Annotated in this window: 5 protein-coding genes and 2 pseudogenes; 6 read left to right on the forward strand and 1 reads right to left on the reverse strand. The window is 40.0% G+C overall.

Annotated elements, in window-relative coordinates:
• Positions 1-186: 186 nt before the first annotated feature.
• Positions 187-396 (reverse strand): hypothetical protein, encoded by a 210-nt coding sequence (locus DV63_RS11165; RefSeq protein ID WP_000849011.1) that lies wholly within the window; start codon positions 394-396, stop codon positions 187-189.
• A gap of 329 nt (positions 397-725) precedes the next feature.
• On the opposite strand from DV63_RS11165, the gene DV63_RS11170 reads away from it, so the two are divergent.
• From DV63_RS11170 to DV63_RS11195, 6 genes and pseudogenes are all read left to right on the forward strand, one after another.
• Positions 726-4,283, forward strand: a complete 3,558-nt coding sequence (locus DV63_RS11170; RefSeq protein ID WP_001169427.1) for a bifunctional proline dehydrogenase/L-glutamate gamma-semialdehyde dehydrogenase — start codon at positions 726-728, stop codon at positions 4,281-4,283.
• Positions 4,284-4,309: 26 nt separating this feature from the next.
• Positions 4,310-5,800, forward strand: a complete 1,491-nt coding sequence (putP, locus tag DV63_RS11175) for a sodium/proline symporter PutP (protein ID WP_000510255.1) — start codon at positions 4,310-4,312, stop codon at positions 5,798-5,800.
• 37 nt (positions 5,801-5,837) lie between these two features.
• A pseudogene (locus DV63_RS18700) lies at positions 5,838-5,951 on the forward strand (DNA cytosine methyltransferase); the annotation flags it as partial.
• A pseudogene (locus DV63_RS11185) lies at positions 5,950-6,159 on the forward strand (DNA cytosine methyltransferase); the annotation flags it as partial. The pseudogenes DV63_RS18700 and DV63_RS11185, both read left to right, overlap by 2 nt.
• Entirely contained in the window at positions 6,156-6,854 is a 699-nt protein-coding gene (locus tag DV63_RS11190) for a DNA-methyltransferase (RefSeq protein WP_000614605.1), read from the forward strand. The pseudogene DV63_RS11185 and the gene DV63_RS11190, both read left to right, overlap by 4 nt.
• Positions 6,855-6,905: 51 nt before the next feature.
• A partial coding sequence (locus DV63_RS11195; RefSeq protein ID WP_020982387.1) for an agmatine deiminase family protein occupies positions 6,906-7,507 on the forward strand: 602 nt, incomplete at its 3' end.

Here is a 7,507-nt window from a genome sequence, read left to right on the forward strand (position 1 = left end):
GGGTGGAAGCAGTCGTTCTTGAAATATTCGTATTTTCTGTATTCGTGTTTTCTACACTATGAACGCCACTCATAAAAATATCTCCTTTTATCCTATATCAATGTTAAAAAGATGATTGTTATAATTTGAGAAAACTTAAAATGAGCTTTATTATCCCCCCCTTTTTCGCCCCCTCTTAACAAACCCCTAGAATGTAGAATCCCAGTGGTTTAAATTAGAAGAATAAGGGTCAAAAAAGCCCTTAGGCGTGTATTGCACTTCTTTTTTGGTAGAAGCGTCTTTTAGAGAATGGTCTTTAGGAAGACAAGCAAAACGCTGAGTATCAAAGCTAGAACAACCGCTCAATAACAACGCACCGAGTGTGCCGATCATAATACCATTTTTAATTGTTTTCATTTTATATCCTTTGTTTTGTAAAATTTCTTGTAAATCCGTTTAATTTAAAATCGTTTAATTGAATAAGCTAAACTTTAAATTACACGGCGAGAATGATAAAATTCATTTTTAAACGAAAAGTAAATGAACTTTTAAAACGATAAAAAATTCCTCTAATTTTTGTCTTAAGCGGTAAATAATTACCACTTCTAAACAAATCAATTTTAATAATTAAATTCATTTAGTATGAAAACAATCATAAATTAAAAATCATTATTAAAAATGACCGCCTAAAAACCCGCTTAAAACATGCTACAATCAAGCCAAATTCTTAAATAAAAGGTAAGCTCATGCAAAAAATCATTGGCGATTCACTAGAATTAGCCAAAAAACTGCAAGATAGTATCAGTAACCATTTGAGCGAGCAAGAAAAAGCGTTCCACTCTAAAATGCAAAAGCTTTTAAACAACCCTGAAAACAAAGTCATGCTCATAGAGCTTATGGATCGGAGTTTTAGATGCTTAGACAATAAAGCCCGCTTTGAAATGATTGAGCATGTTTTAGACAAATACAAAAGCCGTGAGATTTTTTCTCCCTTTGAAAAATTGCTTTTAATGGGGTTTTTGAGCTTTGGGAAAATGCTCCCTGATATGAGCGTGCCTTTCTTTGTCAATAAAATCAGAAGCGACACGAAAGCGATGGTCTTGGATCAAGAAGAGAGCCAATTAAAAGAGCGGATTTTAAAAAGAAAGAATGAAAAAATCATTTTGAATGTGAATTTTATTGGCGAAGAGGTTTTAGGCGAAGAAGAAGCTAATGCGCGTTTTGAAAAATACTCTCAAGCCCTAAAGTCCAACTACATCCAATACATTTCCATTAAAATCACGACGATTTTTTCTCAAATCAATATCCTTGATTTTGAATACTCTAAAAAAGAGATTGTCAAACGCCTAGATGCTCTTTATGCCCTGGCTTTAGAAGAAGAAAAAAAGCAAGGCATGCCTAAATTCATTAATTTGGATATGGAGGAGTTTAGGGATTTAGAGCTCACGGTGGAGTCTTTTATGGAGTCTATCGCTAAATTTGATCTGAACGCTGGCATTGTGTTGCAAGCCTATATCCCGGATTCTTATGAATATTTGAAAAAACTGCATGCTTTTTCTAAAGAAAGGGTTTTAAAAGGGTTAAAGCCCATTAAAATCCGCTTTGTTAAGGGAGCGAACATGGAGAGCGAAGAGACGATCGCTTCCGTAAAAGACTGGGCGTTACCCACATTTTCCAATAAGCAAGACACCGATTCTAATTACAATAAAATGTTGGATTTTGTTTTAGAGGGCGATAATTATAAATACATTCATATTGGCGCAGCGAGCCACAATATTTTTGAAATCGCTTATGTCTATACGCGCATCCATGCTATTAATGACCCTGTTGTGTTAGAGCATTTCAGCTTTGAAATGCTAGAGGGCATGAGCTTGCAAGCGAGCCAGGAACTAAAAGAGATGCACCAACTCATTCTTTATGCGCCGGTGTGCGATGAAGCGCATTTTAACAACGCGATCGCTTACTTGGTGAGGAGGTTAGATGAAAACACCTCAAGCGATAATTTCATGAAAGCTTTCTTTAACCTCAAAGTAGGCACGAGCGAATGGAAAGACCAAGAACAACGCTTTTTAAACAGCCTTAAAGGAATCGCCACTTTAGACAATGCCACCCACAGGACTCAAGACAGGAACGCCAAACAAAGCGGGCATACCACCTACCCAAACCACTCCTTTAAAAACGAAAGCGATACCGATTTTATTTTAAAAGCCAACCGAGAATGGGCTAAAAAAGTGCGCGAGAAAATGCGTAACGCTCCTATTTTAGAGCTTTACCCAGAAATAGACGGGAGGTTTGAAAATCCGAATTTAACCCCTTTAGAAGTCTTTGATAAAATCCATCATAAAAAAATCGCTAGCGTGCATTTAGCGGATAAGGGAGCGATTTTAAAAGCCCTAGAAGTAGCTCAAAGCGATAAGAGCCGTTTCAGTCAAAAAAGCTTTACAGAAATCCATGCCTTAATGAGTCAAACCGCCCAGCTTTTTAGAGAAAGGAGAGGCGATTTAATAGGGATTTCGGCTTTAGAAGTGGGTAAGACTTTCGCTGAAACGGACGCTGAAGTGAGCGAAGCCATTGACTTTTTAGAGTTTTACCCTTATAGTTTAAGGGTGTTACAAGAGCAAAACACAAAAACGAAATTCACCCCCAAAGGCGTGGGCGTGGTCATTGCCCCATGGAATTTCCCTGTGGGCATTTCTGTAGGCACTATCGCTGCCCCCCTAGCCGCTGGCAATCGGGTGATTTACAAGCCCTCAAGCTTGTCTAGCGTAACGGGCTATAAGCTTTGTGAGTGCTTTTGGGATGCGGGCGTGCCTAGAGATGCGCTCATTTACTTGCCCTCTAAAGGGAGCGATATTAGCGAACATCTTTTAAAAGATAAAAATATCAAGTTTGCCATTTTAACAGGGGGCGAAGACACCGCTTATAAAATGCTAGAGGCTAACCCCACTTTAGCCTTGAGTGCTGAAACAGGCGGTAAAAACGCCACTATTGTGAGCAAAATGGCAGACAGAGATCAGGCGATTAAGAATGTTATCCATTCAGCTTTCAGCAATTCGGGGCAAAAATGCTCCGCCACTTCGCTTTTAGTGTTAGAAAAAGAAGTCTATGAAGATGAGAACTTTAAAAAGACTCTAATAGATGCGACTCTAAGCCTTAGCGTGGGCGATCCTTTTGATTTCAAAAACAAAATCGGTGCTCTAGCGGACAAGCCCAATGAAAAGGTCATCAAAGCCATAGAGGAATTGAAAAGCTATGAAAATTACACAATCCCGGTAAGCTTTATCAATGATAACCCCTATTTGATGAAGCCAAGCATCAAATACGGCACTAAAAAAGGCGATTTCACGCACCAAACTGAGCTTTTTACGCCCATTTTATCCGTGATGAAAGCACAAGATTTAGACGAAGCGATAGAAATAGTCAATTCCACCGGTTACGGGCTGACTAGCGCGTTAGAGTCTTTGGACGAAAGGGAGTGGGAATATTATTTAGAACGCATTGAAGCCGGTAATATCTATATCAACAAACCCACCACAGGAGCGATCGTTTTGCGCCAGCCTTTTGGAGGGGTTAAAAAATCCGCTGTAGGGTTTGGGAGGAAGGTGGGTATTTTTAACTATATCACGCAGTTTGTGAATATTCACCAAGAAGAAGAAGATGAAAACGCCCTAAAAAACCCCTTAAGCGAAGCTTTAGAGGGCTTGACTCAAAAAGGCTATGATGAGCATACGCATGAGTTGAAGCGTGCGATTTTTATGGCGAAGAGCTACGCTTATCATTATAAGCATGAATTCAGCCAAGCTAAAGACTATGTCAAAATCAGAGGCGAAGACAACCTTTTTTCCTACACTAAAGTTAAAAGCGTGGGCTATCGCATCACCGAAAAGGACACTTTGAGCGACATGTTAGGCATTGCTTTAGCATGCTTAATTTCTCAAATCCCTTTAACGATCAGCACAGAAAACGAACGAGCGAACAAAGATTTAACCTTTTTCTTAGAATGTTTAAAAGTGCTCCAAGCAAACGCCCCTATTGTTTATGAAAGCTTGCAAAAATTCAGCGAGAAATTGAACGCTTTCAATCGTGTCCGTTATCTAAAAAACGATTTGGATTTATTGCATGAACAAGCGAGCGCTTTAGGGATGGTTTTAGCCACGGCTAAACCCTGCTTGAACGGGCGTTTTGAATTGTTATATTACCACTTAGAGCGATCGGTTAGCATCTCTTATCATCGTTACGGGAATTTAGGCTCAAGGGTTTTAAGGCAACCCACTTGCCACAAATCATGCTGTGCTGAAAAATAAATATTGTATTAAATAAGGAGATCAAAATGGGACATGTTGTTTTAAGCACCCCTATTGTTACGATGTTTATCGTTTATTCGCTGTTAATGCTCTATATTGGTTTTTATTTTTACAAACAAAATGAAACGACTGAAGATTATTTCTTAGGCGATCGTTCTATGGGACCTGTGATTAGCGCTTTGAGCGCGGGGGCGAGCGATATGAGCGGGTGGCTTTTAATGGGATTACCTGGAGCTTTATATGTGGGGGGCTTAATCAACTCACACATCGCCATAGGGTTGAGTTTGGGCGCGCTCATTAACTGGGTTTTTGTGGCCAAACGCTTACGCATTTATACGAGCGTGATCGCTCATTCCATCACCATTTCAGATTATTTTGAAACGCGCTTTAGCGATGACAAACACATCTTGCGCTTGATTTCAGCTTTTGTGATTTTAATCTTTTTTATTTTTTACATTTCTTCAGGGCTGGTGAGTGGGGCTAAGCTCTTTGAAGCGACCTTTGGCATTCAATACACCTACGCTTTAAGCATTGGCACGCTAATCATTGTCTCTTACACCTTTTTAGGAGGGTATAAGGCGGTGTGTTGGACGGATTTGATTCAAGGGCTTTTGATGATGAGCGCTTTGATCGTGGTGCCGATCGTTATGATAATCCATCTTGGAGGGATTGGAGAGGGGATTAAGATCATTAGAGAAATCAAGCCTGAAAACCTTTCTTTCTTGCAAGGCTCTAGCGTAGTCGCCATTATTTCAAGCCTTGCTTGGGGGTTAGGCTATTTTGGGCAACCCCATATTTTAGTGCGTTTCATGTCTATCCGCTCCATTAAAGATGTCCCTAAAGCGACCACTATTGGGATTTCTTGGATGGTTATTTCTTTGATTGGGGCATGCGTTATGGGGCTTTTAGGCGTTGCGTATACGCATAAATTTGATTTGAGCTTAGAAGACCCTGAAAAGATTTTCATTGTGATGAGTCAATTGCTCTTTAACCCTTGGATCACAGGCATTTTATTGAGCGCGATTTTAGCGGCGGTGATGAGCACGGCCAGTTCGCAACTGCTTGTAAGCTCTTCTACCATTGCTGAAGATTTCTATGCGACGATTTTCAATAAAGACGCTCCCCAAAAATTAGTGATGGTTATTTCTAGGCTTTCGGTTTTAGGGGTGGCTTGCATCGCTTTTTTCATTTCAACGGATAAAAACGCTAGCATTCTTAGCATCGTGAGTTACGCATGGGCTGGCTTTGGTGCGAGTTTTGGCTCTGTGATTTTATTCTCGCTTTTTTGGTCAAGAATGACACGCATTGGTGCGATTGCTGGCATGCTCTCTGGGGCTAGCACGGTGATTTTATACGATAAATTTGGCAAAAGCTTTTTGGATATTTATGAAATCGTTCCGGGCTTTATTGCAGCGAGCGTAGCTATTGTGGTGTTTAGTTTGTTTTCTAGCGTGCGAGCAGGCACTAAAGAGGCTTTTGAAACCATGCTTAAAGAAATTGAGAGCTTGAAACGTTAATGCTTCAAATGAGTTTAATTTAATCCTTAATCCCCCCATGCTCTTTAATCAAACCTTAACCTATATTTCTTTATTTTCTGGGGCAGGAGTGGGGTGCTACGAGCTTTTAGAAGAGGGGTTTGAATGTGTTGCTACCAATGAAATTTTAGAAATTTGACACTCCAAGCAATGGCACCAACTCCCACCCTGAATTGCACCGCTCTATCACGCCCAGAGAAGCCGCCAGGATACAAAGTTTTAGCGATAACTATATCTTTTATGGCAATAAAACGAGCGTTTGTAAGCAGATCGGCAACGCTGTGCCTCCTCTTCTGGCCCTAGCCTTAGGCAAAGCGATCTTAAAAAGCTTAAGAAAATGATACAAATCCATCATGCTGACGCTTTTGAAATCATCAAAGACTTTTACCAGCAAAATTTAAAAGTGGATGCGATCATTACGGATCCTCCTTATAACATTTCGGTTAAAAACCATTTTTCCACCCTAAAGAGCGCTAAAAGGCAAGGCATAGATTTTGGGGAATGGGATAAAAATTTCAAGCTTTTAGAATGGATCAAGCGCTACGCCCCCTTAGTCAATCCAAACGGCTGCATGGTTATTTTTTGCTCTTACAGGTTTATAAGCTATATCGCTGATTTTTTAGAAGAAAACGGCTTTGTGGTCAAAGACTTTATCCAATGGGTTAAAAATAATCCCATGCCAAGAAATCTTAACCGGCGCTATGTCCAGGACACGGAATTTGCCCTGTGGGCGGTTAAAAAGAAAGCTAAATGGGTGTTTAATAAACCCGAAAATGAAAAATATTTACGACCCTTGATTTTAAAAAGCCCTGTGGTGAGCGGAATTGAAAAGACCAAACACCCCACGCAAAAAAGCCTAGCCTTAATGGAAAAAATCATTTCCATCCACACAAACCCTAATGACATCGTGCTAGATCCTTTCATGGGGAGCGGCACCACCGGCTTAGCGTGCAAAAATTTAGAACGGAATTTTATCGGTATAGAATCAGAAAAAGAATATTTTCAAACCGCACAAAAGCGTTTGAATCTGTTTTAAAAACGCTATTTGAATGAGATTGTGTTATAGTTATTTAAAAGGATATTTTGAATGAAAAGAATGTTAGCGGAGTTTGAAAAAATCCAAGCGATTCTAATGGCGTTCCCCCATGAGTTTGGCGACTGGGCGTATTGCATCAAAGAGGCTAGGGAAAGTTTTTTAAACATCATTCAAACCATAGCCAAACACGCTCAGGTGTTAGTGTGCGTCCATACTAGCGATATTATCGGCTATGAGATGCTTAAAAATTTATCTGGTGTAGAGATCGCAAAGGTCGACACTAACGACACATGGGCTAGGGATTTTGGAGCGATCAGTATTGAAAATCATGGCGTTTTAGAGTGCTTGGATTTTGGTTTTAATGGTTGGGGGTTAAAATACCCGTCCAATTTAGACAATCAGGTGAATTTCAAACTCAAAAGTTTAGGGTTTTTAAAACACCCTTTAAAAACGATGCCCTATGTTTTAGAGGGCGGGAGCATAGAAAGCGATGGGGCCGGGAGCATTTTAACCAACACCCAATGCCTGCTAGAAAAAAATCGTAACCCCCATTTGAATCAAAATGGAATAGAAAACATGCTTAAAAAGGAATTAGGGGCTAAACAAGTGCTGTGGTATTCTTATGGCTATCTCAAGGGCGATGATACGGATAG

The sequence above is a fragment of the Helicobacter pylori FD535 genome, from assembly GCF_000296015.2.
Lineage (GTDB): Bacteria > Campylobacterota > Campylobacteria > Campylobacterales > Helicobacteraceae > Helicobacter > Helicobacter pylori_CT.